General features: G+C 69.0%; 19 protein-coding genes and 2 pseudogenes. 16 read left to right on the top strand and 5 right to left on the bottom strand.

Going from position 1 to position 24,390, the window contains the following annotated elements:
* The 3 genes from NON22_RS06345 to NON22_RS06335 form a co-directional block, all read left to right on the top strand.
* Positions 1-895, top strand: an 895-nt coding sequence (locus NON22_RS06345) for a serine/threonine-protein kinase (protein WP_257386088.1), incomplete at its 5' end; no start/stop codon positions are given.
* A gap of 38 nt (positions 896-933) precedes the next feature.
* Positions 934-2,010, top strand: coding sequence for a putative porin (locus NON22_RS06340; protein WP_257386087.1), 1,077 nt, complete (start codon positions 934-936; stop codon positions 2,008-2,010).
* Positions 2,011-2,090: 80 nt separating this feature from the next.
* A complete protein-coding gene (locus NON22_RS06335; RefSeq protein ID WP_257386086.1) occupies positions 2,091-2,960 on the top strand; it encodes an FHA domain-containing protein in 870 nt (289 codons plus the stop codon).
* Positions 2,961-3,158: 198 nt separating this feature from the next.
* Here NON22_RS06335 and NON22_RS06330 read toward each other — a convergent pair whose 3' ends face one another.
* Genes NON22_RS06330 through NON22_RS06320 form a run of 3 tightly spaced genes read right to left on the bottom strand, consistent with a single transcriptional unit; the run spans position 3,159 to position 5,395 of the window.
* Positions 3,159-3,827 carry a protein-methionine-sulfoxide reductase heme-binding subunit MsrQ gene (locus NON22_RS06330; protein WP_425507956.1) on the bottom strand — a complete coding sequence of 223 codons (669 nt, stop codon included), beginning with the start codon at positions 3,825-3,827 and terminating at the stop codon, positions 3,159-3,161.
* Positions 3,824-4,810 carry a protein-methionine-sulfoxide reductase catalytic subunit MsrP gene (gene msrP, locus NON22_RS06325; RefSeq protein WP_257386085.1) on the bottom strand — a complete coding sequence of 329 codons (987 nt, stop codon included), beginning with the start codon at positions 4,808-4,810 and terminating at the stop codon, positions 3,824-3,826. The genes NON22_RS06330 and msrP overlap by 4 nt, the downstream gene beginning before the upstream one ends.
* A 48-nt stretch (positions 4,811-4,858) precedes the next feature.
* On the bottom strand, positions 4,859-5,395 hold the full coding sequence (locus NON22_RS06320; protein ID WP_257386084.1) for an Imm70 family immunity protein: 537 nt from the start codon (positions 5,393-5,395) through the stop codon (positions 4,859-4,861).
* A 334-nt stretch (positions 5,396-5,729) separates the two neighbouring features.
* Between NON22_RS06320 and NON22_RS06315 the strand changes: the two genes are divergently transcribed.
* Complete coding sequence (locus NON22_RS06315; protein WP_257386083.1) at positions 5,730-8,930, top strand: PAS domain S-box protein; 3,201 nt, start codon at positions 5,730-5,732, stop codon at positions 8,928-8,930.
* A 168-nt stretch (positions 8,931-9,098) separates the two neighbouring features.
* Complete coding sequence (gene serC / locus NON22_RS06310) at positions 9,099-10,181, top strand: 3-phosphoserine/phosphohydroxythreonine transaminase (RefSeq protein WP_257386082.1); 1,083 nt, start codon at positions 9,099-9,101, stop codon at positions 10,179-10,181.
* Between the two features lie 192 nt (positions 10,182-10,373).
* Here the strand turns inward: serC and NON22_RS06305 are convergent.
* A pseudogene (locus tag NON22_RS06305) lies at positions 10,374-11,963 on the bottom strand (ABC-F family ATP-binding cassette domain-containing protein); the annotation flags it as partial.
* Between the two features lie 210 nt (positions 11,964-12,173).
* The gene (serA, locus tag NON22_RS06300; protein ID WP_257386081.1) at positions 12,174-13,409 is read right to left on the bottom strand and encodes a phosphoglycerate dehydrogenase; all 1,236 of its coding nucleotides are present in this window, start codon (positions 13,407-13,409) and stop codon (positions 12,174-12,176) included.
* A gap of 156 nt (positions 13,410-13,565) precedes the next feature.
* Here serA and NON22_RS06295 point away from each other — a divergent pair, with 156 nt between their 5' ends.
* The 11 genes and pseudogenes from NON22_RS06295 to NON22_RS06245 all read left to right on the top strand — a co-directional run.
* Entirely contained in the window at positions 13,566-14,948 is a 1,383-nt protein-coding gene (locus NON22_RS06295; RefSeq protein ID WP_257386080.1) for an FAD-binding oxidoreductase, read from the top strand.
* 97 nt (positions 14,949-15,045) lie between these two features.
* A complete protein-coding gene (gene pheA / locus NON22_RS06290) occupies positions 15,046-16,143 on the top strand; it encodes a prephenate dehydratase (protein WP_257386079.1) in 1,098 nt (365 codons plus the stop codon).
* Positions 16,140-17,258, top strand: a complete 1,119-nt coding sequence (gene hisC / locus NON22_RS06285; RefSeq protein ID WP_257386078.1) for a histidinol-phosphate transaminase — start codon at positions 16,140-16,142, stop codon at positions 17,256-17,258. The genes pheA and hisC overlap by 4 nt, the downstream gene beginning before the upstream one ends.
* The gene (aroA, locus tag NON22_RS06280; protein WP_257386077.1) at positions 17,255-18,565 is read left to right on the top strand and encodes a 3-phosphoshikimate 1-carboxyvinyltransferase; all 1,311 of its coding nucleotides are present in this window, start codon (positions 17,255-17,257) and stop codon (positions 18,563-18,565) included. Before hisC ends, aroA begins: the two co-directional genes overlap by 4 nt.
* 156 nt (positions 18,566-18,721) lie before the next feature.
* Positions 18,722-19,627, top strand: coding sequence for a lipid A hydroxylase LpxO (gene lpxO, locus NON22_RS06275; protein ID WP_257386076.1), 906 nt, complete (start codon positions 18,722-18,724; stop codon positions 19,625-19,627).
* 146 nt (positions 19,628-19,773) lie between these two features.
* Positions 19,774-20,460: a (d)CMP kinase gene (cmk, locus tag NON22_RS06270; RefSeq protein ID WP_257386075.1), complete on the top strand. Its 687-nt coding sequence runs from the start codon at positions 19,774-19,776 to the stop codon at positions 20,458-20,460.
* Positions 20,461-20,614: 154 nt separating this feature from the next.
* Entirely contained in the window at positions 20,615-22,279 is a 1,665-nt protein-coding gene (rpsA, locus tag NON22_RS06265; RefSeq protein WP_257386074.1) for a 30S ribosomal protein S1, read from the top strand.
* A 146-nt stretch (positions 22,280-22,425) separates the two neighbouring features.
* Positions 22,426-22,722 carry an integration host factor subunit beta gene (locus NON22_RS06260; RefSeq protein WP_257386073.1) on the top strand — a complete coding sequence of 99 codons (297 nt, stop codon included), beginning with the start codon at positions 22,426-22,428 and terminating at the stop codon, positions 22,720-22,722.
* Between the two features lie 52 nt (positions 22,723-22,774).
* Entirely contained in the window at positions 22,775-23,047 is a 273-nt protein-coding gene (locus NON22_RS06255) for a lipopolysaccharide assembly protein LapA domain-containing protein (RefSeq protein WP_257386072.1), read from the top strand.
* 10 nt (positions 23,048-23,057) lie between these two features.
* Complete coding sequence (gene lapB, locus NON22_RS06250) at positions 23,058-24,230, top strand: lipopolysaccharide assembly protein LapB (protein WP_257386071.1); 1,173 nt, start codon at positions 23,058-23,060, stop codon at positions 24,228-24,230.
* Positions 24,231-24,243: 13 nt separating this feature from the next.
* A pseudogene (locus NON22_RS06245) lies at positions 24,244-24,390 on the top strand (glycosyl transferase family 4); the annotation flags it as partial.

Genomic DNA, 24,390 nt, shown 5'->3' with positions numbered 1-24,390 from the left:
GGCGGTCACGCCGAAACCGGCAACCGCGCCGATGCCGGTTGCGGCGGCGCGCACGCGCGACAGCGGCGAACTCGCGCCCGGCGCGACGCTCGGCGGGCGCTATCGCGTGTTGTCGGTGCTCGGCGCCGGCGGCATGGGCGTGGTCTACAAGGCCCACGATCTCGAGCTCGACGACGTGGTCGCGCTGAAGATGCTCAAGCCGGGTGCGCTGCTCGACGCCGAGCAGCTCGACCGGCTCAAGAGCGAGATCAAGCTCGCGCGCCGCATCACCCATCCGAACGTGCTGCGCACCTTCGACTTCGGCGAGGTCAACGGCCTGCCGTACATCTCGATGGAGTACGTGCGCGGCATGACCCTGCGCTACCTGCTGCGCGAAGCCAAGCGCGTGCCGTATTCGGCCGGCCTGCGCATCGCGCGCCAGCTCGCCGCGGGCCTGGCCGCGGCGCACGAGGTCGGCGTGCTGCACCGGGACATCAAGCCCGAGAACCTGATCCTCGAAGCCAACGGCAACGCCAAGCTCATGGACTTCGGCATCGCCCGGCCGGCGCGCCGCGCGACGCCCGGGCATACCCAGCCGGGCACCTTCCTCGGCACGCCGAACTACTGCGCGCCCGAACAACTGGCCGGCGAGGAAGTCGACGAACGTGCGGATATCTATTCCTGTGGCGTTCTGATGACCGAGATGTTCTGCGGCGCGCTGCCGTTCAGCGGATCCAACACCATGGAGATCTACATGGCGCAGATGCAATCCGAGCCCGCGCGGCCCTCGGCGCTGTGGCCGGAAATCCGGCCCGAGCTCGAAGCGCTGATCCTGCGCTGCCTCAAGCGCAGCATCGCCGAACGGCCGGCCAGCGCGGCCGAGCTCGCCGCGGCGCTGGCCCAGCTGAGGGCCTGAGCATGCACACGCCTCGCATCCGGTTCGCGGCAGCGGCGTTGCTTGCCGTCGCTGTGGCCGCCGCCGCCCCGGCCGGCGCGCAGGACGGTATCCTCGACGGCGCCGCCGAGGCCGACGCCGCGTCGGCCTCGCGCTGGAGCTGGTTCGGCGATCTGCTGCTGCGCTACGACCACGTCGAAGGCCTGACCAACGACCGCACGGTCAGCCGCTGGCGCGGCCGCGGCCGCGTCGGCGGCGAATTCGCGGCCATGCCCGAGCTGGCGTTCGGCGCGGCCATCGAGCTCGCCCAGGGCAGCGACGACAATGCCGACAACCGCATCAACAACGACAACGAGCGCAGCGACGGCGGCAATCTCGACCAGTTCTGGCTGCGCTGGCAACCGGCCGAACAGACCCGCGTGCTGCTCGGCAAGGCGCCGCTGCCGCTGGAGCTCTCGCCGCTGACCTGGGATGCCGACCTGCGCCCGGCCGGCGTCAGCCTGGACCAGTCCTTCGCGCTCGGCGACTACAGCCGGCTGCAGCTCGTCGTCGGCGGTTTCGCGGCGCAGCATCTCTACGACGACGACACCCGCCTGGCCGCCGCGCAGTTGGCCTGGCGCTGGCGCGAGGGCGCGCCGACGAATGCGGCCGTGCTGCTGAGCTATCTGGATTTTTCCGATCTCGGCCAGCTCACGCGCCAGGGCCTGACCCGGACCAACCGGCGCCTGCCGGGCAACGGTCCGCTGCTCAGCGACTACCGCCTGCTCGACCTGCAGCTGGTCGGGCGCAGCGCGGTCGGCGACTGGCCGCTGGAGGCGCGCCTGGATCTCGTGCGCAATCTCGGCGCCGACGACCAGCGCGACGGCGCGCGCTTCAGCCTCGTGCTCGGCTCGCGGCTGCGTCCGGGCGGCTGGGAGTTCGGCTATTCCAACCAGCGCATACAGCGCGACGCCGTGCTCGCCGCGTTCAACGAGGATGATTGGTGGTTCCACAGCTTCACGCATGGCTTCATGCCGTGGATAGGCTACGGACTGGACGAACGCTGGAACCTGCGCCTGGCCGCGTTCCGCGAACAGCGCAACGGCCTGCCGCGGCATACGGACCGCGTCCTGTTCGACCTGGCCGCGCGCTGGTAATCCCCGGGGGCGCTCATGCTAAATTGCCACCGCGTCATTCAACGGAGTGGGCCGGTCAGCTGATGGAAATTCGCGCGCGCTTGAGCTTTCCGAACGGCGAGCACCCTGATTTCGTGCTGACGCCCGGCGTTTGTGGAATTGGCTCCGACCGGGACAACCAGATCGTGCTGAGCGGCGGCGGCATCGCCGCCCACCATGCCCGCCTCGAAGTCGACGGCCGCGGCCTGACCCTCAGCGTGCTCGATCCGCGCGGCCATACCCATCTGAATGCGCGTCCCGTGCGCGAGAAGGGCATCGTCCGCCTCGGCGACGTGCTCAGCGTCGATACCGTGCAGATCGTGGTCAAGCCCGAACGCGACGAAGTCATCCGCACGGCCGTGCCGAGCGAAGCGGCAGCGCCGTCCGATGCGGAGACGCGGGCTCGCGCAATTCCCCCCAAGGTCGTTCTGCGCGGCGTGTCCGGCGCCCAGTTCGGTCGCATCGTGCCGGTGCGCGGACGCCTGACCATAGGCCGCGGCAGCGACTGCGACCTGACTCTCGACGAACCCGAGATGTCGCGCCGCCACGCGATGATCGAGAACAACGGCGACGGCATCTACCTGCGCGATCTCGGCTCGTCCAACGGCACCTTCGTCAACGGCGTGCAGGTGCGCGATGCCGTGCTGCACCCCGGCGACCAGATCGCCTTCGACCGCAACCGCTTCCTGCTCGAGGCGCCGGGCCTGCCGCTGCGCAGCGATCTCGCCGAAGAGCGCAGTCCCGTGCATGCGCCGGCCATCACCCAGACCATGCAGGCGGTGACCTTGCCGGATCCGCCGGCCGGCAAGCCGCGGCCGGCGCCGATGCCGGTCGCCGAATCCGCCGCGAGCCGCAACGAGATCTGGTGGCTCATCGCCGCGGCCGCGCTGATCGGCGGCGCGATCGCGCTGCTGTTGCTGTTCGGGTTCTGATAGCGGCAAAGGCCGGGACATGGGTTGCCGCTGAGCCGTCGGCGAGCCGCAGCATCGAGACCGCCACGCGTCGAAGAACCTCGAACGGTGCATCGTCGGTCCGGCGGTGATGGACTGGCCGTCGTCGAACCGGTTTCGACACGGGGCTTTGCGCCGCGATGAAACCTCGATGTCGCGGTTCGCCGCGCTCATCGCGACTTACATGTCGGCCCGGTGCGAGACGTCGCCGGGCTGCGGCGGCGCACCGCGCCGCAGCCGCGCGAGCCAGGCGGCCCAGGGCAGGCGTGTGGCCATCAGCGCGAGATAGATCGCGAGATAGACCAGCGGTTCGCGCACGGCGATCTTCTGGCCGGACTTGACCTGCCAGATGTAGTGCAGCACGGCGAGCACGCCGATCAGGTAGACGAGCTTGTGCAGGCGGCCCCATTGGCGGCCGAGCCGGCGCATCATGCCCTTGGTCGAGGTCAGCGCGAGCGGCACCAGCAGCAGCCAGGCCAGGAAGCCGACCGTGATGTAGGGACGCTCGACGATCTCGGCGAACAGCTGGCGCCAGAAGCCGCCGAGGTCGATAACAAGATAGATGGCCAGGTGCACGGTTGCGTAGAAGAATGCGAACAGGCCGAGCATGCGGCGCAGGCGGATCAGCGCGGTCATGCCGCTGAGCCGGCGCAGCGGCGTGATCGCAAGCGTGATCAGCAGCAGGCGCAGGGCCCAGTCGCCGCTGCGATGTTCCAGCGCGGCGACCGGATCGGGCCCGAGCGTCTGCTGCCAGACGTCCCAGGCCAGATGACCCGCCGGCAGCAGGCACAGCGCGAAGACGAGGATCTTGACGACGACGATCGGCGTCCCGGTCGGCTTCTTCATCAGAAGTTCGCGCGCAGATCCATGCCGGCGTACAGCGACGCCACGTCCTCGGCATAGCCGTTGAACGGCTGTGTCGCGATCCGCCGCGCGAACAGGCCGCCGCCGTTGCCGGCGATGCGCCGCTCGCTGGACTGGGTCCACCGCGGATGGTCCACGGCCGGGTTCACGTTGGAATAGAAGCCGTATTCGGTCGGCGCGGCGAGGTTCCACGACGTCACCGGCTGGCGCTCCCAGAACTCGATGCGCACGATGGACTTGGCACCCTTGAAGCCGTACTTCCACGGCACGATCAGCCGCAGCGGCGCGCCGTTCTGGTTCGGCAGCTCGCGGCCGTAGAGACCGACCGCGAGCAGGCTCAGCGGATGCATCGCCTCGTCCATGCGCAACGCTTCGCGATACGGCCAGTCGAGCACCGGATAGGCCAGACCGGGCATTTCGGCCGGCCGCTGCACCGTCGTGAATGCGACGTACTTGGCGCGCGAGGTCGGCTTGAAACGGGCGAGGCAGGCGCCGAGCGGAATGCCGACCCAGGGTATGACCATGGACCAGGCCTCTACGCAGCGGTGGCGGTAGACGCGCTCTTCCAGCGCATGCGGCTTGAGCAGGTCTTCCAATGTGAAGCGGCCTATGACTTCGGCGTGGCCGGCGACTTCGACGGTCCAGGGCTGCGGCTTGAAGCGGCCGGCGTTGCGCGCCGGATCGCCCTTGCCGGTGCCGAACTCGTAGTAGTTGTTGTACTGGGTCGCGTCGTTCCAGCTCGTCAGCTCCTCGCCGGTCGTCCAGCGCTCGCTGCGCGGCGCCGCGAGCGGCTTGCCGGAAGGCTCGGCCGCGGCAGCCGGCGGCGCGCCGTCTTCGCCGCGGCTGCAGCCGCTCGCGAGCAGTGGCGCGGCCAGGCCGAGGCTGCGCAGGAAATGGCGGCGTTGCAGGTAGACGGACTCGGGCGTGATTTCTGAGCCGGCGACGGGTGGTGCGCGGTAGCGTTTCATCAGTCAACCTCGGTTTGCCGAGCAGACCGGCAGGTCCGCGCGGATCTTTCACCTGGCCGAAGCCATGATGCCGCGGCAGCCATTACGCCACGTGAAAGGCGGGCGCGGCAGGCGCCGGCGGGAGGTCCGCGCGAATGTCGCAGGCGGCTTCGCCGGGCGTGCTAGCGTGCGGGAAGCGTCACGATGTCGACGGGCAGCTTTCGTGCCGACGCGTGCGAAAACACCTCGAGCAGCAGATCGACGAGGTCGCGCCCGGTATTCGTGACGAAACCGCGATCCAGGGGCGCGGCCGTCGACGGTGCGTCGGGCGCCGGGCGGTTGCGCGGAACGATCGTCGAGGTCCCAGATCAGCACCGAGGCCGGACGGCGCGCGAACTCGTCGCGGATCGCGTGCAGTTCGGCGAGTGCGGAACCGGTCCGTTTCGCGGTGACCTGCCCGTCGCAGAAATCCCCGGACACGATCGGAAAACGGGAACCGGAACGCCCGTGCTCGAGCACGCCGGCGACGGTCGAGAAGAACGCGTTGAGCAGGTCGGCCGTGCCGACCTCGCCGATGTTGGGACCGACCTTGATACCGACGCTCATGCGGCCGCTTCGATCGGCGAGAGGAAGATTTGCGCCGCGAACCCGCGGACCGGGTTCCGGCGCCGATTCGTCGGCCGATGATCGGGTGCCGGCGGCCCGCTGTCCACCCGCCGGCGCAAGGACGTGTCGCGTCATCCGTGGACCACGGCCGGCCGTCCTGCCGCACCGGCAGGCAGCGGCCCGGCACGATCCGGGCAGCGCATACGTCGGCGTTTCGTGGCATCGGACGCCGCTTCGCCGCGGAACGTGCAGATCCGGGCGGTCGGCGGCCCGGCGCTGGCCATGCCTATGGCCGCGGCTATACTGCGAAAAAATCAGGCCATGTCGAGTGACGGTGCACGGGGAACCTCACATTGCAGCGGCGTTTCGCCATTCGGCCAGCCTGATCGTCGTGCTGGACGCGAGCGACGGCCGCATCGTCGACGTCAGCCCTGCCGTGTCGGGAGCGCTCGGCTACGACGCGGCCGAGCTCGTCGGCCAGCGCCCGATCGACGTCGGCCTCTGGCGCAATCTCGACGAGCGCGCGCTCCTCTGGGCCAACCTGCGCAGCCAGGGCCGCCTCTGCGATCAGCCGTTCGAGTTCATCGCGCGCGACGGCCGCATCCTGCACGTGATGTCCAATTGTGAAATGTTCGATTTCGGCGGGCGCACGCTGGTCATCTGCATCGGCCGCGAGATCGACGAGATCGCGCGGAGCACGAATGCCGACCCGGACGTCGCGAGCTACCGCTCGCTGTTTCTCGCCGCGGCCGAGGGCATCTACCGCAGCCTGCCGCGCGGCGGCCTGATCGACGTGAATCCGGCCATGGCGCAGATCTTCGGCTACGACTCGCCCGAGCAGATGCTGCGCGAGTTCGAACGTTCCGGGCGCCATGTCTACGTCGATCAGGACGACTACGAACGCATGGCCGCCGAGATCCACGCGACCGGCGTGCTGAGCAACCGCCGCTCGCACGTGCGCCGCCGCGACGGCAGCCTGATCTGGATCAGCGAGAACCTGCGTTCGGTCTGCGACGCCGGCGGACGCCTGCTGTTCTACGAAGGTTCCGTCGTCGACATCACGCGCGAGGTCGCCGCCGCGGCCGCGCTGCGCCAGTCCGAGGAGCTCTACCGCACGCTCGTCGACAACTGCCGCGACGGCGTGTTCCTGATCCAGCGCGGCAAGGTCGTCTTCATCAACGAGGCGATGGCACAGATGCTCGGCTACGCGGTCGACGAGCTGATCGGCCGCGAGTACATGGACCTCGTCGCGCCCGAGTCGCGCGCGGCGCAGAGCGAGCGCCGCAGCTCGCGCGAAGGCGGCTCGCGCGAAGTACAGGACTACGAGATCCGCATGCTTTGCCGCGACGGTTCGCGCCGGCTCGTGCAGGTGCGTGCCGACCCCGTGGTCTACGACGGCGACATCGCCAGCACCGGCACGGCGCGCGACGTGACCGAGGAACGCGCGCGGCAGCAGGCGCTCGCCGAGGCCGAGCGCAAATACCGCAAGCTGTTCCGCCATTCCGTCGTCGGCCTGTTCCAGACCGGTCCCGACGGCCGCGTCGTCGAGGCGAACGCGGCGCTCGCGCGGCTGCTCGGTTTCGGCTCGCGGCTGGAACTGCTGCAATCGCTGCGCCACATCGACGACCTGCAGGTCGACACCGATACCTACCAGCGCATCTTCGCGCTGCTGCAGGCCAACGGCCAGGTCGGCGACGAGGAAGTGCGCCTGCGCCGGCGCGACGGGCGGCCGATCTGGATCTCGCTGAACCTGCATCTCGTGCGCGATGCGGACGGCCGGCCGCAGAGCATCGAAGGCTCGATCCAGGACATCACCGCGCGGCGCGACGCCGAACGCGCGCTGCTGAGCTCCGAGGAGCGCTACCGCACGCTGGTCGAGCACGCGCAGATCGGCGTCTATGTCATGCGCGACGGCCGCTATATCTACGTCAACCAGCGCTTCGCCGCGCTGACCGGCTACGACGAGCGCGAGCTCATCGGCATGCACTGGACCGAGCTGACGACCGACAGCGGCCGGCAGATCATCGAGCGCCGCCTCGAGGCGCGGCGCCGCGGCGAGAGCGTGCCGGCCGAATACGAGACCCTGCTCAAGCGCAAGGACGGCCGCGAGCTGCGCATCAGCGTCAGCGCCGGCCCGATCCGCCTGGACGACGGCGACTATTTCAGCGGCACCGTGCGCGACGTGACCGAGCGTCATCGCTTCGAAACCGAGCTCGAACACAACGCGACGCACGACGCGCTGACCGGCCTGCCGAACCGCGTGCTGTTCGAGCGGTTCCTGACCGGGCGCCTGCGCGACGCGCACGCGGCCGGCGATTTCGACTACGCGGTGCTGTTCCTCGACCTGGACGGCTTCAAGCTCGTCAACGACAGCCTCGGCCATGCGGTCGGCGACCGCCTGCTCGTGGAGATCACCGCGCGGCTGCGCGCGGCGGTACCGCCGGGGTCGGTGCTCGCGCGCTACGGCGGCGACGAGTTCACCGTGCTGCCGCCGGGCGCCTGCTGCGCGGCGGACGCGGAACGGCTCGCGCAGCGGCTGCTGCAGGCGCTCGCCGAGCCGTTCGCGCTCGGCGGGCACCGGCTCTATTCGGGCGCGAGCCTCGGCATCGTGACCGGCCGCGCCGCGTACGCGACGCCGGAGCAGGTGCTGCGCGACGCCGACACGGCCATGTATCGCGCGAAGGCGCGCGGCAAGGCCGCCTACGTGGTGTTCGACGAGGCCATGCATCGCGCCGCGCGCGAGCGCCTGAGCCTGGAAACCGACCTGCGCGAAGCCGTCGAGCGCGCCGAGTTCCGCGTGCACTACCAGCCGCTCGTCGACCTGCGCAGCGGCGCCGTGGTCGGCTGCGAGGCGCTGCTGCGCTGGCGCCACCCGCAGCGCGGATTGCTGCAGCCGCCGCAGTTCCTCGGCGTCGCCGAGGAGACCGGCCTCATCGTCGCGATCGACTGGTGGGTGCTCGAACAGACCTGCGCCCAGCTGCGCGACTGGCAGCAGCGCTATCCGGCGTTCGCCCAGCTGCGTGCGAACGTCAACGTCGACGACCGCCAGTTCGCCGAGCGCGACGTCGCTGCCGGCATAGGCCGTGTGCTCGAACGCACCGGCCTGGCGGCGTCCTCGCTCGCGATCGAGGTCACCGAGACCGTGTTCCGGGCCGGCCGCGGCCAGGCCGAGGCCATACTGGCCGAGGTCAAGCGCCTCGGCGTCAGTCTCGTCGTCGACGACTTCGGCACCGGCTATTCCTCGCTCGATTCGTTCGCGTCCTCGCCGTTCGATGCGCTGAAGATCGACCGCAGCTTCGTGCGCGACATGGAATCCAACCGCCGCCACCGCGCGATCGTGCGCACGATTTCGGGCTTCGCCGAGGACCTCGGTCTCGCACTGACCGCCGAAGGCGTGGAAACCCAGGCCCAGGCCGAGCTGCTGATGGCCATGGGCTGCACTACCGCGCAGGGTTTCCTCTATGCGCCGGCGCTCGCCGCCGAGGAGATGGAACGCGTGCTGGCTTCCGGCTCGGTGCTGCAGCGGCGCGCGTAGGTTCGCCGCGCTTACCGCAACCTGCGCGCCGTCTCGCCGGAGCGGTTCGCCGAGCGCTCCGGCGGTACCGGAAATGCCGGGAAAAGCGCCGCATTCATGCCGAATTGGCCCTGTGCCGGCGAATTCGCTGCGGCATAATCGGTCTTCGCCTTCGACGGAGACAATCCTTTGAGCCGTGGTCACAACTTCAGCGCCGGCCCTGCGGCGCTGCCGGAAGCCGTGCTGCGCCGGGCCCAGGCGGAACTGCTGGAATGGGGCGCCAGCGGCGCCTCGGTGATGGAAGTCAGCCATCGCGGCAAGGAGTTCATGGCCATGGCCGAGCAGGCCGAGGCGGACCTGCGCGAACTGCTCGCCGTGCCGGCGAACTACAAGGTGCTGTTCCTGCAGGGCGGCGCAACCCAGCAGTTCGCACAGATTCCGATGAACCTCGCGCGCCGCGACCAGCGCGTCGACTACGTCGTGACTGGCGACTGGGGCGAGAAGGCCGTGCGCGAAGCGCGCTCTCTGGCCCAGGTGCACGTCGCGGCGAGCTCCGCGGCGGTCAACCACACGGCGATTCCGCCGCGCGCGGACTGGGACCTCGACCCGAACGCGGCCTACGTGCATTACACGCCGAACGAGACCATACGCGGCGTGGAGTTCTTCGACATTCCCGACGTCGGCGACGTGCCGCTGATCGCCGACATGTCCTCGACCATCCTGTCGCGGCCCATCGACGTCTCGCGCTTCGGCCTGATCTACGCCGGCGCGCAGAAGAACATCGGCCCCTCGGGCATCGTCGTCGTCATCGTGCGCGAGGACCTGCTCGCGCGCTGCCCGGCCGACATGCCGAAGATCTTCAACTTCGCCGAGCACGCGGCGCAGAACTCGCTGCTGAACACGCCGAACACGTTCGGCTGGTATCTGGCCGGCCTGATCTTCCAGTGGCTCAAGGCCGAAGGCGGCCTGGCCGTGATGGAGCAGCGCAACCGGCGCAAGGCCGAAACCCTGTACCGCTACATCGACGAGTCGGGCTTCTACGCCAATCCGGTGGACCCGGCCGCGCGCTCGTGGATGAACGTGCCCTTCACCCTGGCGCGCGCCGAACTCGACGCGGCCTTCCTGCAGGAATCCAAGGAAGCCGGCCTGCTCGCGCTCAAGGGCCACAAACTCGTCGGCGGCATGCGCGCGTCGCTGTACAACGCAGTCACGCAGGACAGCGTCGACGCGCTCGTCGCGTTCATGCGCGATTTCGCGCGGCGCAACGGATGAGACGCGGCAGGCTGCGGTAAGCCCAGGCCAGCCGCAGCGTCGCGGCCCCCGGGCAGCGATCGACCCGGGCGAAGGCATTCTGCCGCCGCCCTTTCTGCAGGGGCCGGTCGTCGCGAGTCCTTCGTCAGGCGCCATCGCGGCCGCCAGAGCTTGGTAATGTTGCTGTTCGCCGCGCTCGCCGGCAGCCTACGCCGCCTTGGCAGCCGGCCTGCTGCCGCGCGAACGCAGCCAGGCGGCGTATTCGTCGAGGTCGCCGTCGAATGCGTCGACCTTGCCGTCGGCGACACGCCAGTAGCTGTCGCAGACCAGACCGGTCAGGTGGCGGTCGTGGGAGACCAGTACGATCGCGCCGTCGAAGTCGCTGAGTGCTTCGGCCAGGGCTTCGCGCATTTCCAGGTCGAGATGGTTGGTCGGCTCGTCGAGCAGCAGCACATTGGGCCGGCGCCAGGCGATCAGCGCCAGGGCGAGCCGCGCGCGTTCGCCGCCGGAGAAGTTGTCGATGGCCTCGAACGCGCGATTGCCCGGGAAATTCCAGCGCGCGAGGAAGTCGCGGAATTCCTGCGTCGCGACGCCCGGCGCGATGTCCTTGAGATGGTCGATCGGGCTCAGGCCTTCGTGCAGCGATTCCACCGTGTGCTGGGCGAAATAGCCGAGCTGCATGTCCTTGTGCGCCATGCGGTCGCCGGCGATCAGCGGCAGTTCGCCGACCAGGGTTTTCACGAGCGTCGACTTGCCGGCGCCGTTGGGGCCGAGCAGGCCGATGCGGTCGCCGGCTTCCAGGCCGAAGCCGACGTCGCCGAGGATCACCGTGTCGCCGTAGCCGGCGTCGGTGTCGTTCAGGCGCAGCAGCGAATGCGGCAGCCTGGCCGGCGCGTCGAACTGGATGCGGATCTGCCGCTCCGCGCGCACGGCCTCGGTGCCGCTGAGCTTGGCCAGGCGCTTGACGCGCGACTGCGCCTGGCGCGCCTTGCTCGCCTTCGCCTTGAAGCGATCGATGAAGGCCTGGAGATGGGCGCGTTCGGCCTGTTCCTTCTCGAACGCGATCTGCTGCTGGCGCAGGTGCTCGGCGCGCTGGCGTTCGAAACTCGTGTAGTCGCCGGTGTAGAGCTTGGCGCGGCCGTCGTGCAGGTGCAACGTGTGCGTGCTGAGGCCGTCCAGGAACTCGCGGTCGTGCGAGATCATCAGCAGGGTGCCCGGGTATTTCAGCAGCCACTGCTCGAGCCAGAGCACCGCGTCGAGATCGAGATGGTTGGTCGGCTCGTCGAGCAGCAGCACGTCGCTCGGCGTCATCAGCGCGCGCGCGAGGTTCAGGCGCACGCGCCAGCCGCCGGAGAAGTCCGACACCGGCGTCCGGTGCGTGTCGGCGGAGAATCCGAGGCCGTGCAGCAGGCGGCCGGCGCGCGCGCCGGCGTCGTAGCCATTGATCGCGGCGAGCTGCTGGTGCGCCTCGGCGACCGCGTCCCAGTCCTCGCGTTCGGTGGCCGCGGCCTCGACGCGCAGGATCGCGTGGACTTCGGCGTCGCCCGACAGCACGAAGTCGATCGCCGCATCCGGCAGCGACGGCGTTTCCTGGGCCACGCTCGCGATGCGCAGCCGCGTCGGCAGGTCCAGGTCGCCGCGGTCGGGCTCGACCTCGCGCTGGATCGCCGCGAACAGGCTGGACTTGCCGCAACCGTTGCGCCCGACCACGCCGAGGCGCATGCCGGCATGCAGGGACAGGTCGACGTCGGACAGCAGCAGGCGTTCGCCGCGGCGCAGGGCGAAGTTGCGGAAGGTGATCATGGGTGTAGCCGAGGGGCAAAGCCGGCGATTCTAGCAAGCGGCGCCGCCGGCCGTCCGGCGCCTGCCGGGCCGGGCCGTCCCGGCCAGTGCCCGGGCGTGCCGGAGCGACTTCCTGTTGCCGCGTTCTCGAGTCGAGAAAGCGGCCCGACACCTGCAGCGCGGGCGTCAGGCCGTGGGGCGGAGAACGCGGCGGACGTCGCGAGTCCGCCCTCAGTACAGCACGCGCGCGCGCAGGGTGCCCGGTATCGTCGCGAGCGCGTCCTTGAGCGCGGCCGCGCGTTCCTCGGGCATGGACACGTCGATGACGACGTAGCCGACCTGCGGATCGGTCTGCAGGTACTGGCCGTCGATGTTGACGTTCTCGCGCGAGAACAGGTCGTTGATCCGCGACAGCATGCCGGGCACGTTGCGGTGGATGTGCAGCAGGCGGCGGCTGTGCGGATGTTCCGGCAGCGAGGCCTCGGGGAAGTTGACTGCCGACAGGGTCGAACCGTTGTCGCTGTAGCGCACGAGCTTGGAGGCGACCTCGATGCCGATGTTGTCCTGGGCCTCGAGCGTGCTGCCGCCGATGTGCGGCGTCAGGATCACGTTGTCCATGCCGACCAGCGGCGAGACGAATACGTCGTCGTTGCCCTTGGGCTCGACCGGGAACACGTCGACCGCCGCGCCCGACAGGTGCTCGCTGCGCAGCGCCGCTGCCAGTGCGTCGATGTCGACGACGGTGCCGCGCGAGGCGTTGATCAGCGCGCTGCCTTCGCGCATGCGCGAGAGCTGTTCGGCGCTGATCATGAGCTGCGTCGCCGGCGTCTCGGGCACGTGCAGGGTGACGATGTCGGCACGGCCGAGCAGGTCGTTGAGGCTCAGCGCCGGACGCGCATTGCCGAGCGCGAGCTTGGTTTCGATGTCGTGATAGATCACGCGCATGCCGAGCGACTCGGCGAGCAGGCCGACCTGGGTGCCGATGTGGCCGTAGCCGACGATGCCGAGCACCTTGTCGCGGACCTCGTAGCTGCCGGCCGCAGACTTGGACCAGCCGCCGCGATGGCATTGCGCGTTCTTCTGCGGAATCCGGCGCATCAGCAGGATGGCTTCGGCGATGACCAGTTCGGCGACGCTGCGCGTGTTGGAGTAGGGCGCGTTGAACACCGGGATGCCGGCGGCCTTGGCCGCGCCGAGGTCGACCTGGTTCGTGCCTATGCAGAAGCAGCCGATCGCGATCAGGCGCTTGGCGTGTTCGAGCACGTCGGCGGTGAGCTGGCTGCGCGAGCGGATACCGATCAGATGCGCCTCGGCGATGCGCTGCTTGAGCTCGGCCTCGGGCAGGGATTTTTCGTGGAACTCGATCTGCGAATAGCCGGCGTTCTGGAAGGTCTCGACGGCGCTGCGGCTGACACCCTCGAGCAACAGCACGCGGATGTCCTGTTTGGGGTAAGACGTCTTCTTCATCGTTTGATCGCGTCAGGGATTTGAGGTAGGGACACGTGCCGCGCCGGCGGCCGCGAAGCCGGGACTATGCGCCCGGGAGCCAGTCTGCCGCAATGCAACACTGGACGGCTAATGACATCGCTGGCAGGCTCGCCGGACCCTGCGAGACGAGCCTGCATGAACACTTCCACCCTTGATGCGCTGCGCCAGGCGCTGCCGGGACTCAAGCTGCTGACCGAGGCTTCCGACCTCGAGCATTACGGCCGCGACTGGACCCGACGCTGGACGCCGGTGCCGCTGGCCATCGCATTGCCGGCCGACGCGGACGAAGTCCAGGCCGTCGTTCGCTGGGCCAATGCCAGCCAGGTCGCGATCGTCCCTTCGGGCGGCCGCACGGGCCTGTCGGGCGGCGCGGTCGCCGCCGGCGGGGAACTCGTCGTGAGCCTGGAGCGCATGAACCGCGTCATCGGCTTCGATCCGGTCGATCGCACCTTGACCGTGCAGCCGGGCATCGCGCTCGAAGCCGTCCACAATGCGGCGCGCGAGCGCGGCCTGATCTATCCGGTAGATTTCGGCGCGCGCGGGTCGGCCCAGATCGGCGGTTCGATCGCGACGAACGCCGGCGGCATCCGCGTGATCCGCTACGGCAACACGCGCAACTGGATCGCCGGGCTCGAGGTGATCACCGGCAGCGGCGAACGCCTGAGCCTGAACCGCGGCCTGATCAAGAACGCGACCGGCTACGACCTGCGGCACCTGTTCATCGGTTCGGAAGGCACGCTCGGCATCGTCGTGGAGGCCACTCTCGCACTGACCGGCGCGCCGCCGCCGTCGCAGGTGCTGCTGTTCGCCGTGCCGCACATGGACGCGCTGATGCAAGTGTTCGGCGCCTGCCGTTCGCGCCTGACCCTGAGCGCGTTCGAGTTCTTCACCGACCGCGCGCTGCACCACGTCGTCGCGCACGGCGCGCCGCGGCCCTTCGCCGAAGATTCGCCGTACTACGTCGTGACCGAGTTCGACGCGGCCGAGGAAGCGCAGCAGACCGAGGCGCTGTCCGTGTTCGAGCACTGTCTCGAGCTGGGCTGGGTGACCGACGGCGTGGTCGCCCAGAGCGAAGCGCAGGCGAAGAGCCTCTGGCGTCTGCGCGAAGGCATCACCGAGAGCCTCGCGCCGCACAAGCCGTACAAGAACGACATCTCGGTGCGCATCGCCGCAGTGCCGGCCTTCCTGCACGACATGCAGGCCCTGCTGAGCCGCGAATATCCGGATTTCGACGTGGTCTGGTTCGGCCACATCGGCGACGGCAACCTGCACATCAACATCGTCAGGCCCGCGGGCTACGACTACGACGCGTTCATCGCCGAGTGCGAACGCGTGACCGAGCGGCTCTGCGAGGTGCTCGCGCGGCACGGCGGCAGCATCTCGGCCGAGCACGGCATAGGCCTGGTCAAGAAGCCGTATCTGTCCAGCGCGCGCAGCGCGGAGGAAATCGCCGTGATGCGCGGCATACGCGGCGTGCTCGATCCGAACGGCATCATGAATCCGGGCAAGCTGTTCTGACCGGCGACGGCGTCGCGGCCGCACATATCGCGCATCCGCATATGAGCCCGCGCGGCCCGCTCGCGTATAAGCTGGACCGTCGAATCCGAGACACGCAATGAATGTCGAACAGGAAACTCCGCTGAACCTGGCCCAGACGCGCGCGCGCATCGACGCGATCGACCGCGAGATCCAGCAGCTCATCGCCGAACGCGCGCGCTGGGCGCAGCAGGTCGGCAAGGCCAAGGGCGAGCTCAAGGCCGCCGTCGACTACTACCGTCCCGAGCGCGAGGCGCAGGTGCTGCGCATGGTCGTGGACCGCAACGCCGGCCCGTTGAGCAACGAGGAAATGGTGCGGCTGTTCCGCGAGATCATGTCGGCCTGCCTGGCCCAGCAGGAGCCGCTGAAGATCGGCTTCCTCGGTCCCGAAGGCACCTTCAGCCAGCAGGCCGTGCTCAAGCACTTCGGCCATTCGATCCAGGGGCTGCCGCTCGCGACGATCGACGAGGTGTTCCAGGAAGTCGCCGCCGGCAACGCCGACTTCGGCGTGGTGCCGATCGAGAATTCCAGCGAAGGTACCGTCAACTCCTCGCTGGATCTGTTCGTGACGTCGCCGCTGAAGATCTGCGGCGAGATCGAGCTGCGCGTGCACCAGCACCTGCTCGCGCGCACCGCCCGGCTGGAGGACATCGAGCGCGTTTATTCGCACCCGCAGTCGCTCGGCCAGTGCAAGGCCTGGCTGCGCGCCAACCTGCCGAAGGCCGAGCGCATCCCGGTGTCGAGCAACGCCGAGGCCGCGCGGCGCGCGCGCAACGCCGACGACGCCGCGGCGATCGCCGGCGAGAGCGCGGCGCACGTCTACGGCCTCAAGGTGCTCGCGCGCGAGATCGAGGACCGGCCCGACAACACCACGCGCTTCTTCGTGATCGGCCGCGAGCTGTTCCCGGCCTCGGGTCACGACAAGACCTCGCTGCTGATGTCGGTCAAGGACAAGCCCGGCGCGCTGTACGAGCTGCTGACGCCGTTCGCCGACCAGGGCCTGTCGATGACCAAGATCGAATCGCGCCCGGCGCGCACGGGCAAATGGGAATACGTGTTCTTCGTCGAGATCGAAGGCCATGTCGAGGACGCGCGCGTCAGCGCCGCGATCGAGCTGGCCGGCGCGCGCGCGGCCGAGGTCAAGGTGCTCGGCTCCTACCCGGTGGCACTGCTGTGAGCCGCGACGTGCTCGCTCTCGCGAATGCGGCGACAGCCAGGCTGCGCGCCTACGATCCCGGCCACGACCTGCCGGCCTTGCGCGAGGAATACGGCCCGCGGCTCGTCGAGCTCGGTTCCAACGAGACCTCGCTCGGCGCGAGCCCGGCCGTCGCGGCAGCGATCGCCGCGGCGCTGCCCGAGATCTACCGCTATCCGGATCCCAAGGGCGGCGCGCTCAAGCGCGCGCTGGCCGCGCAGCTCGGCGTCGACACCGCGCAGATCGCGCTCGGCAACGGCTCGCACGAACTGCTGATGCTGATCGCGCAGTGCTTCGCCGACGCGCAGACCTCGGTGGTCTATTCGCAGTACGGCTTCGCCGTGTTCGCGATCGCGACCGCCGCCGCCGGCGCGATTCCGGTCTGCGTGCCGGCGCTGCCGGCCGACCATGCGAGCGCGCCGCTCGGTCATGACCTCGACGCGATCGCCGCGGCCGTGCGTCCCGACACGCGCCTGGTCTACGTCGCCAATCCGAACAATCCGACCGGCACCTGGTTCGACGAGGCGGCGCTCGCGCGTTTTCTCGCGCAGCTGCCCGACCACGTCGTCGCCGTCGTCGACGAGGCCTATGCGGAGTACATGACCGCGCCGGGCACGGGCTCGGCCGTGCGTCTGCTGCGAAACGGGCAGGGCGGCCGCGACAACCTGATCGTCACGCGCACCTTCTCCAAGGCCTATGCGCTGGCCGGCCTGCGCGTCGGCTATGCGGTCGGCTCGGCTCCGGCGATCGCCGTGCTCGAACGTCTGCGCGAATCCTTCAACGTGAACAGCCTGGCGCTGGTCGCGGCCGAGGCCGCGCTCGCCGATGCGGCGCATGCGCGGCACATCCGCGAATTCACCGCGGTCGAGCGCGAATGGCTCGCGGCGCAGCTGCGCGCGCGCGGTCTGCGCGTGTTCCCGTCGCAGACCAATTTCGTGCTCGTCGATTTCGGTCGCGACGCGCGCGAGATCGAGGCGCAGCTGTTCCGCCACGCGGTCGTCGTGCGGCCGATGGCCGGCTACGGCCTGCCGACTTGCCTGCGCATCAGCGTCGGCACGCGGATCGAGAACGAACGACTGCTGGAGGCGCTGGCATGAGCGGCGGCGGCGAAATCTGGACCAGCCGGCGCGCGGCCGCGGCGCTGGCCGGCGAGATCCGCGTGCCCGGCGACAAGTCGATCTCGCACCGCGCGGTGATGTTCGCGGCCCTGGCCGACGGCGTCTCGCGGATCAGCGGCTTTCTCGAAGGCGAGGACACGCGGGCGACCGCGCGCGCGTTCGCCGCGATGGGCGTGCGCATCGAGCAGCCCTCGGCCAGCCTGCGCATCGTCCACGGCGTCGGTCTGCACGGTTTGAGCGCGCCGGCTGCGGCGATCGACTGCGGCAATGCCGGCACCGGCATGCGTCTGCTGACCGGCATCCTCGCGGGACAGGCGTTCGACAGCACCCTGATCGGCGACGAATCCCTGTCGCGGCGGCCGATGCGCCGCGTCATCGAGCCACTGACGCGCATGGGCGCGCGGATCGATTCGCAGGACGGCGGCCTGCCGCCGCTGCGCGTGCACGGCGGCCGCCGGCTGAACGGCATCGATTACGCACTGCCCGTGGCCAGCGCCCAGGTCAAGTCGGCATTGCTGCTGGCCGGGCTGTATGCCGACGGCGAAACCGCGATCAGCGAGCCGCATCCGACGCGCGATTACACCGAACGAATGCTCGCCGCGTTCGGCTGGCCGATCGCGTTCGCGGCCGGCACGGCGCGCCTGAGCGGCGGTCATGCATTGCGCGCGACCGACGTCGTCGTGCCGGCGGATTTCTCCTCGGCTGCATTCTTCCTCGTCGCCGCGTGCCTCGTGCCGGGTTCCGACCTGCTGCTGCGCGAGGTCGGCATCAATCCGCGCCGCACGGGCCTGCTCGACGCGCTCGTGCTCATGGGCGCCGACATCACGCGGGAAAATCCGCGCGAGCTCGGCGGCGAAGCGGTCGCCGACCTGCGCGTGCGCCATGCTCCGCTGCACGGCATCGACGTGCCTGAAGCGCTCGTGCCCGACATGATCGACGAGTTTCCGATCCTGTTCGTGGCTGCCGCGGCGGCGAGCGGCCGCACGCGCATCAGCGGCGCGGCCGAGCTGCGCGTCAAGGAATCCGACCGCATCGCCGTCATGGCGCGCGGCCTGCGCGCGCTCAGCGTTCGCATCGACGAAACGCCCGACGGCGCCGTCATCGAAGGCGGCCGCCTGGGCGGCGGCGAGGTCGACAGCGCCGGCGACCACCGCTGCGCAATGAGCTTCGCCGTAGCCGGCCTGATCGCCGGCGGCGAGATCCGCATCGCCGACTGCGCCAACGTGGCGACCTCGTTCCCGGGCTTCCTCGCGCTGGCCAACGACTGCGGCTTCGACGTGGGCTAGACGCGGCGCGGTGCGTCAGGCGCTCGCTCGCGCGAGCCGAACTGATCGGGACGGCCTTGCGGCCGGGACGGCCAACCGCCGCCGGGCCGGTGCGCAGCGATTGCGCCCGATGCTATTGTTGCGCCGCGTCAATACGCCGTATGGCCGGGTTCCGCCATGAAGTGGCTGCTGGTCCTGTTGTTCCTCGCCTGCGCCGTCTACGTGCACCGGCGCGGTCGCGTGCGTCATCGGTTCGGCCGGCAGCTGCTCGACCATTCGACGTTCATGGCGCCGGTCAACGTGCTGATGTATGCCTGCTCGCGCGTGCCGACGACGCCGTTCATCGCCGAGCCGGCGCGGCATTTCCCCGAGCTCGACACCTTGCGCGCGCACTGGCACGAGTTGCGCGAGGAGGCGCTGGAGCTGCGCCGGCTGCAGCAGATCAAGGCGGCCGACACCTACAACGACGTCGGCTTCAACTCGTTCTTCCGCCGCGGCTGGAAGCGCTTCTACCTCAAGTGGTACGACGAGGCGCATCCGTCGGCGGCCGAGCTCTGCCCGCGCGCGACGGCGCTGCTGCGCGGCATTCCGAGCATCAAGGCGGCGATGTTCGCCGAGCTGCCGCCCTGCGGCGAACTGCGTCCGCATCGCGATCCCTACGCGGGATCGCTGCGCCTGCACCTGGGCCTGGACACGCCGAACGATGACGCCTGCTTCATCGAGGTCGACAGCCAGCGCTACAGCTGGCGCGACGGCGAGTGGACCCTGTTCGACGAGACCTACATCCACTGGGCGCGCAACGGCACGGAGGTCAACCGCATCATTCTGTTCTGCGACGTGGAACGGCCGCTGCGCTACGCCTGGGCGCGCGCGGTCAACCGCTTCGTGGCGCGGCATTTCATCGCCGCCGGCGCGTCGCCGAACCGCGACGGAGACCGCACCGGCGCGATCAACCGCGCGTTCCGGCATTTCTACGCGCTGCGCCTGAAAGCCAAGGCCCTGCGCGCGCGCAACCAGCGGCTGTACTACGCGCTGAAGTACGCGTTCGTGCTGGCCGTCGTCGCGCTGATCGTCTGGTGGTGAAGGCGGCCGGACAGGGGGAAGGTCCGAAGGCATCCCGATCGGCCGGGGCTTCGGTGCCTCGCACCGTCCGCATCGCTCATGCAGGCGAGCCCAGCGTTGCGCCGAACTGCTAGACTCGCAAAGTTTGTTCCGCGAGCCAGAGCCTCATGAGCCGATCCGACAAGCCGGTACCCGTTTTGACCATCGACGGGCCGTCCGGCTCGGGCAAGGGCACGGTCGCCCGCATCGTCTCCGAACGGCTGGGCTGGCATCTGTTGGACTCCGGCGCGCTGTACCGGGCGGTCGGCTATGCGGCCTCGATGGCCGGCCTCGACCTGTCCGACGGCGAGGCAATGACGCGCTGCGCGGAGACCACGAAGATCACCTTTCGCGATCCCAAGGACGGCCGCGAAACAAGGGTTTACGTGAACTCTCACGATGCGACCGACGAACTGCGCACGGAAACCGTCGGTGCGGTCGCTTCCGCTATCGCGGCGATCCCGGCCGTGCGCACGGCCCTGGTCGACAAGCAGCTGAGCTTCCGCCGCCAGCCCGGCCTGGTCGCCGACGGCCGCGACATGGGCACGGTCATCTTCCCGGACGCGGCGTTCAAGGTGTTTCTGACGGCCAGTGCCGAGGAGCGCGCGAAGCGGCGCTATAAGCAGTTGAAGGACAAGGGCCTTGCCGTTACACTTGCGTCCCTTTTGCGCGAGATCGAAGCGCGCGACGCCCGCGATGCGGCGCGTCCCGTCGCCCCCTTGAAGCCGGCAGTGGACGCCGTCTTGATCGACTCGACCGGAATGCCCGTCGACGCCGTCGTGGACAAGGTGCTGAGCCTGATCCAGACCGCCTGAGCGTTGCCTTCTTCGTTTTTTCGCAAAAGGTAAAGGTCCCGCAATCGTGCGGGGAACTCCATGGTGCCCGGATCGGGCGCCCCAACAGGCAAGCCGGCTGCGACGGCGCCGTCACGGCGTACGTACTGCGGCTTTTTTCCATTCTGGAATCAACATGACTGAAAGTTTTGCCGAACTGTTTGAACAAAGCGAAGCCGGGATCAAGTTCAAGCCTGGCACCATCGTTACCGGCATCGTCGTCGACATCAAGTCGGACGTCGTCGTCGTAAACGCCGGTCTCAAGTCCGAAGGCATCGTGCCGATCGAGCAGTTCCGCAACGATCGCGGCGAGCTCGAAGTGGCCATCGGCGACGAGGTCAAGGTCGCTCTCGATTCGCTCGAGAACGGATTCGGCGAGACCGTGCTCTCGCGCGAGAAGGCCAAGCGCTCGCTCGTGTGGGACGAGCTCGAAGAGGCCCAGAAGGCCAACGCCACCGTCACCGGCCGCATCAGCGGCAAGGTCAAGGGCGGTTTCACGGTCGACATCAAGGACGTCCGCGCGTTCCTGCCGGGTTCCCTCGTCGACGTGCGTCCGGTGCGCGATCCGGTCTATCTCGAGGGCAAGGAACTCGAGTTCAAGATCATCAAGCTCGACCGCAAGCGCAACAACGTCGTGGTCTCGCGCCGCGCCGTCGTCGAGAGCGAATTCAGCGCCGAGCGCGAATCGCTGCTCGAGAAGCTGCAGGAAGGCGCCGTCATCAAGGGCGTGGTCAAGAACCTCACCGACTACGGTGCGTTCGTGGACCTCGGCGGCATCGACGGCCTGCTGCACATCACCGACATGGCGTGGAAGCGCGTGCGCCATCCGTCCGAAGTCGTCAACGTCGGCGACGAGCTCGACGTCCGCGTGCTGAAGTTCGACCGCGAGCGCAACCGCGTATCGCTCGGCCTCAAGCAGATGGGCGAGGATCCGTGGGTCAACATCGCCCGCCGCTATCCGCCGAGCACGCGCCTGTTCGGCAAGGTCTCCAACGTCACCGACTACGGCTGCTTCGTCGAGCTGGAGCCGGGCGTGGAAGGCCTGGTCCACGTCTCCGAAATGGACTGGACCAACAAGAACGTCAACCCGAGCAAGCTCGTGCAGGTCGGCGACGAAGTGCAGGTCATGGTGCTCGACGTGGATGAAGAGCGCCGCCGCATCTCGCTCGGCATCAAGCAGACCCAGTCGAATCCGTGGGAGACCTTCGCGGCCGTCCACAAGAAGAACGACAAGGTCCGCGGCCAGATCAAGTCGATCACCGACTTCGGCATCTTCGTCGGCCTGGAAGGCGGCATCGACGGTCTCGTGCACCTGTCCGACATCTCCTGGCAGGCCACTGGCGAAGACCTGGTCCGCCAGTTCAAGAAGGGCGACGAGGTCGAAGCGGTCGTTCTGGCCGTCGATCCGGAACGCGAGCGCATCTCGCTGGGCATCAAGCAGCTCGAGCAGGATCCGTTCGGCCAGTTCATGGCCGGCTCGCCGAAGGGCAGCATCGTGACCGGCACCGTCAAGGAAGTGGACGCGCGCGGCGCGACCATCGACCTGGGCGACGGCGTCGAGGGCTACCTGCGTGCGAACGACATTGCCAAGGAACGCATCGACGACGCGACCCAGCACCTGAAGGTCGGCGACAAGGTCGAAGCCAAGTTCATCGGCATGGACCGCAAGGGCCGCACCCTGCAGCTGTCGATCCGCGCCAAGGACGAGGAAGAGCTCGCTTCGGTGCTCGAGGAATACCAGTCGAGCACCCTGGGCACGGCCAAGCTCGGCGCGCTGCTCAAGGAACAGCTGAAGAAGTAAGCCGCTTCCGCTGTACCGAAGCCTAGAGAATGGCGGCCCTGGTGCCGCCATTCTTTTTTGCGATGCAGCAATGCGTGAATGGATTCGCGGAATGCGCTAAGCTCGCGTTCCGTAACGGAACTCTACCCGGCGGAGCCGAACCCACCATGACCAAGTCCGAGCTGATCGAGGCCCTGGCCGACCGGCAGAAGCATCTTGCGTTCAACGACGTCGAACTCGCGGTAAAGAACCTGCTGGAGCAGATGAGCCAGGCGCTTTCGGGCGGCGAGCGCATCGAGATCCGCGGTTTCGGCAGTTTCTCCCTGCATTTCCGTCCGCCGCGCATGGGGCGCAACCCCAAGACCGGCGCCGCCGTGGCCCTGCCCGGCAAGCACGTTCCGCACTTCAAGCCCGGCAAGGAACTGCGCGAGCGCGTGAACCAGTCCGAGGAACCCATACGCTGAGTTCCCGTCCGTGCCCGGCGTTCGCGCGCCGGCACCCTGCAGCGGATTTCCCATGCGTGTCGTCTGGATAGTTGTCGCGCTGTTGTTCGCCGCCGCCGGCGCCGTGTTCGGCGCCCTCAACGGCGGCGACGTGGCGCTGGATTTCTACGTCGTCGCCGTGACCCTGCCCAAGGCCGCGGCGCTGCTGGCCGCGCTGCTCGCGGGCTGGCTGATCGGCGGCCTTGTTCTCTGGCTGGCGGTGGTCATGCCGCTGCGCCGGCGTCTGGCGCGCCAGCGCCGCGAACTCGCCCAGCGCGCCGCCGCGCCGGCCCGGACCGCGGAATGACCGTCACGGCATGAATCCGCTCTACCTGCTGTTCCTGCTGCTGCCGGTCGCGGCGTTCTCGGGCTGGTGGATCGCGCGGCGATCGAGCGCGCGCACCTCCGGCGAACGCGTCAGCGCGCTGTCGAGCACCTATTTCCGCGGCCTGAACTACCTGCTCAACGAGCAGCAGGACAAGGCTATCGAAGTCTTCGTCAAGCTGGCCGAGATCAACCGCGACACGGTCGAGACCCATCTCGCGCTCGGCAATCTGTTCCGCCGCCGCGGCGAAGTCGACCGCGCGATCCGCGTGCACCAGAACCTCATCGCGCGCGAGGACCTCAACGATGCGATGAAGACGGTCGCGCTGCTCGAGCTCGGCGAGGACTACATGCGCGCCGGCCTGCTCGACCGCGCCGAGACCCTGTTTTCCGACCTCGTCGCGATGCGCGCGCACGCGCCGTCGGCGCTCAAGCACCTGATCGGCATCTACCAGCACGAGCGCGACTGGGACAAGGCCATCGCGCATGCGCGCATGCTCGAGCAGATGACCGGCGAGTCGCAGTGCGCGCTGATCGCCCAGTTCCACTGCGAGCTCGCGGCCGAGGCGCGCGCGCAGAAGCGCTTCGTGGACGCGGCCGAGCAGATCCAGTCCGCGTTCGACTGCGCGCCGCGCAACGTGCGCGCGAGCATGCTGCAGGGCCAGGTGCTCGCCGACCAGGAACGCTACGCCGAAGCCGTGACCGCGTTCGAACGCGTCGCCGAGCATGACGTGGACTTTGTGCCCGAGATCCTGCCGCTGCTGCTCGACGCCTACGCGAAGAGCCAGCAGATGCAGCGCGCCGAGGAATTCCTACGCCAGATCATCGAGCGCTACCACGGCATCTCGCCGGTGCTCGCGCTGACCAAGCTCTATGCGCGCAGCCGCGGCGAGACCGTCGCCGTCGACTTCCTGACGCGCCAGCTGCGCCAGCGCCCGTCGGTGCGCGGCCTCATGGCGCTGATCAACGCGACCCTGCACAGCGCCACCGGCGAGGCGCGCGAAAACCTGCTGATCCTGCAGGATCTCGCGCGCAAGCTCGTCGAAGGGCAGGCCATGTACCGCTGCAACCGCTGCGGCTTCGGTGCCAAGGCGCATCACTGGCAATGCCCGAGCTGCAAAAGCTGGGGCTCGGTGCGGCCGATCCACGGCGTCGCCAACGAATAGGGCGGCTGCGGCCATGGACGCCTGGCTCATCCTGCTCGCGGCACTGGTCTGCGCTCTCGTCGCCGAGGCGGCGATCCGCTATGCCCACCGCCGCCGGCTGCTCGACCAGCCGGGGCGGCGCCGCTCGCACGCGCTGCCGACGCCGCGCGGCGGCGGCATC

The sequence above is a fragment of the Tahibacter caeni genome (genome assembly GCF_024609805.1).
Classification (GTDB): domain Bacteria; phylum Pseudomonadota; class Gammaproteobacteria; order Xanthomonadales; family Rhodanobacteraceae; genus Tahibacter; species Tahibacter caeni.
The sequence above is the reverse complement of the archived record's forward strand: the minus strand, read 5'-3'. Positions and strand labels throughout refer to the sequence as shown.

What these genes read in the sequence shown, in the direction of transcription:
- msrP (WP_257386085.1), bottom strand. Translation starts at nt 4,810, where the DNA reads ATGAAACGCTACCGCGCACCACCCGTCGCCGGCTCAGAAATCACGCCC.
- NON22_RS06320 (WP_257386084.1), bottom strand. Translation starts at nt 5,395, where the DNA reads ATGAGCGTCGGTATCAAGGTCGGTCCCAACATCGGCGAGGTCGGCACG.
- serA (WP_257386081.1), bottom strand. Translation starts at nt 13,409, where the DNA reads ATGAAGAAGACGTCTTACCCCAAACAGGACATCCGCGTGCTGTTGCTC.
- NON22_RS06295 (WP_257386080.1), top strand. Translation starts at nt 13,566, where the DNA reads ATGAACACTTCCACCCTTGATGCGCTGCGCCAGGCGCTGCCGGGACTC.
- pheA (WP_257386079.1), top strand. Translation starts at nt 15,046, where the DNA reads ATGAATGTCGAACAGGAAACTCCGCTGAACCTGGCCCAGACGCGCGCG.
- aroA (WP_257386077.1), top strand. Translation starts at nt 17,255, where the DNA reads ATGAGCGGCGGCGGCGAAATCTGGACCAGCCGGCGCGCGGCCGCGGCG.
- lpxO (WP_257386076.1), top strand. Translation starts at nt 18,722, where the DNA reads ATGAAGTGGCTGCTGGTCCTGTTGTTCCTCGCCTGCGCCGTCTACGTG.
- cmk (WP_257386075.1), top strand. Translation starts at nt 19,774, where the DNA reads ATGAGCCGATCCGACAAGCCGGTACCCGTTTTGACCATCGACGGGCCG.
- rpsA (WP_257386074.1), top strand. Translation starts at nt 20,615, where the DNA reads ATGACTGAAAGTTTTGCCGAACTGTTTGAACAAAGCGAAGCCGGGATC.
- NON22_RS06260 (WP_257386073.1), top strand. Translation starts at nt 22,426, where the DNA reads ATGACCAAGTCCGAGCTGATCGAGGCCCTGGCCGACCGGCAGAAGCAT.
- NON22_RS06255 (WP_257386072.1), top strand. Translation starts at nt 22,775, where the DNA reads ATGCGTGTCGTCTGGATAGTTGTCGCGCTGTTGTTCGCCGCCGCCGGC.
- lapB (WP_257386071.1), top strand. Translation starts at nt 23,058, where the DNA reads ATGAATCCGCTCTACCTGCTGTTCCTGCTGCTGCCGGTCGCGGCGTTC.